General features: G+C 55.0%; 2 protein-coding genes and 1 pseudogene. 2 read left to right on the forward strand and 1 reads right to left on the reverse strand.

Annotation, left to right across the window (positions count from 1 at the left end; all coding sequences use genetic code 11):
* A pseudogene (locus ACEQU8_RS02090) lies at positions 1-346 on the forward strand (pyridine nucleotide-disulfide oxidoreductase); the annotation flags it as partial.
* A 301-nt stretch (positions 347-647) separates the two neighbouring features.
* Here ACEQU8_RS02090 and ACEQU8_RS02095 read toward each other — a convergent pair.
* A complete protein-coding gene (locus ACEQU8_RS02095) occupies positions 648-1547 on the reverse strand; it encodes a DMT family transporter (protein ID WP_291711614.1) in 900 nt (299 codons plus the stop codon).
* A gap of 117 nt (positions 1548-1664) precedes the next feature.
* Between ACEQU8_RS02095 and pyrF the strand changes: the two genes are divergently transcribed.
* On the forward strand, positions 1665-2435 hold a 771-nt coding region (pyrF, locus tag ACEQU8_RS02100; RefSeq protein ID WP_370261136.1), incomplete at its 3' end, for an orotidine-5'-phosphate decarboxylase.

Raw genomic sequence — 2435 nt, forward strand, 5'->3', positions numbered from 1 at the left:
GAAAGAACAAGGCATTGCCTACGAAGTAACCCGTTACGGCATCGACGACCTCGACCGTGCAATCGCCGACAGCGAAGCCCATGGTGTGGTGAAGGTGTTGACTGTGCCTGGCAAAGACAAAATTCTGGGTGTGACCATCGCAGGTGTGCACGCAGGCGATTTGCTGGCCGAGTTTGTTTTGGCCATGAAACACGGTTTGGGTTTGAACAAAATTCTCGGCACCATTCACACTTATCCCACATTGGCCGAGGCCAACAAGTACGCTGCGGGCGAGTGGAAACGGGCGCATGCACCTGAGAAGGTGCTGCTGTGGTTGGGCAAGTACCATGCGTGGCGGTTGGGCTGAGCAGCTGGTTTATTTAGCCGACTCGGCGGTTTTAAGCCAACTCGGCAGTGGGATTGCTTGGGGCGCACTTCAAGAAAACCGCCCCGTTTGAGTTGATTCGCAGCGGTCGGCTTCATGCCGACACCGAGACTCGGCCCGCACTTTTGCCGAGCTCGGTGAGCAAGAATCAATTCAACAAGGGATCAAGCGGTTTTCTGTGCGGAACAAGTAACCCACGCCGAGTTGGCAACAAACAGCAGCGGCGACCGCTCAAGTTTAGCTCCCAAGTCACCGGCCCTGTGGAGCACAAGCAACCCGCGCTTCAGCCGACAACTGCTTTCTTTCTCCCCGGCACGAGAATCACAGCCATCGCGCCAAGAATCAAAACCAATGCTGCAAAGTCAGGCCAATGCGGTACCTCGCCAAGGAATAAACTCCCTGCCATCACACCCACCACCGGAATAATCATGATGGACAAGCTCGACACAATAGGTGGCAGCGATTTGGCCAAGCTAAACCATGCAACTTGGCAAAATGCGAACACACCAAAAGCGTTGTAGAAAATTGGCCACCACTGCGACCAACCTTGCGGCGCACCCACATCGGTTCCCTCAAACCAAAAACCAGCCAAACCCATGGCCACAATGGTAGGCGGCATCATGGCATGGGTAAAGGTGAGGGCATGCAAACCCGTGGGATAGTGCCGAATCAGCGTAGTACCAAGCCCCCAACAGGCCGCAGCAATCAGCATCAGCACCACTCCCAGAGGGCTGCCAGCAATGGCTGCAAATTCAGAAGAGAGCAGCAACATCGCAGCCACCATCGCCAAGCTTAATCCGATCCAGCCACGGCGCCCTACCGGGTGGGCGAACATCAAACCGGTCAATACCACCCACACTGGCATGGTGTAGCCCAAAATCGCTGCACGGCCCGAGCTCAGTTCCTTCACGGCCAAAATACAAAACAAGTGCCAGCCAATCATATTGGGCAGGCACAGCAGTGCCACACGTCCCCACATTTCACGCGGCACCTTGAGCGACACCTTCATTTGCCGAGCCACAAACCACATGGCTACCATACCGAACACCATGCACAGGGTGCGGAAATGTAAGGGTGGGTACTGAGTCACCGCATACTTCATGACAGGCCAGTTCAAACCCCAAATGGCTGTAATACCAAGAAGCAACTGGATTTGAGGCAGGGATAATTTTGCAGCAGGCACGTAAGTGAACGATCATTCAGTAAAGTGCCCCAGTGTAGTGCATCGGTCCACGCTTGGCCCTAGGGGCTTGCCCTGATCCTGTACAATACTTGAACTTCCCAACTGTTCTCACACGCAATGGCCAGCAATCGTTTTTCGCAGTTTTCTACCTTTCCTCAACGGCTGGCTGACAGTTGGCAACACAGCAATTCCATGTTGTGCGTGGGCTTGGACCCAGACATTTCCCGCATGCCCGAAGGCTATGGCACAAGCCCCGCAGAAATTGAACGCTTTTGCATCGAAATTGTGAAAGCCACCGCCGAGTTCGCCTGTGCCTTTAAGCCTCAAATCGCCTACTTTGCAGCCAACAAGGCTGAAGCGGCGCTGGAAAACATTCTGGCTTACGCCAACGAAATAGCGCCACACGCCACTACCATTCTGGATGCAAAACGCGGCGACATCGGCGCCACAGCCAAGCAATATGCGATTGAAGCGTTCGAGCGTTACAAGGCCGACAGCGTAACCCTTAGCCCTTACATGGGAAGCGATTCCGTCGAGCCCTATCATGCCTATGCCGACCGTGGCCTGTTTCTGCTGTGCCGCACCTCGAACCCAGGTGGCAACGACCTGCAATTTTTAAACACCGAAAAAGGCGAACCGCTGTACCAAACAGTCGCCAAACTGGCCACCACGGCCTGGAACCCCCACCAGCAAGTAGGCTTGGTGGTGGGTGCAACCTACCCCGAAGAAATTAGAACCGTGCGTGCACTGGTGGGCGATTCGCCCCTGCTGGTGCCTGGCATTGGCGCACAAGGTGGCGATTTGCTGAACACGGTAAAAAATGGCCTGTGCAGCCAAGGCTGGGGTTTGCTGATCAATTCCTCTCGCGCCATTTTGTACGCCAGCACC

Origin of the sequence: Limnobacter sp. (assembly GCF_964228395.1) — a bacterium.
In the GTDB taxonomy this organism is placed as follows: domain Bacteria; phylum Pseudomonadota; class Gammaproteobacteria; order Burkholderiales; family Burkholderiaceae_B; genus Limnobacter.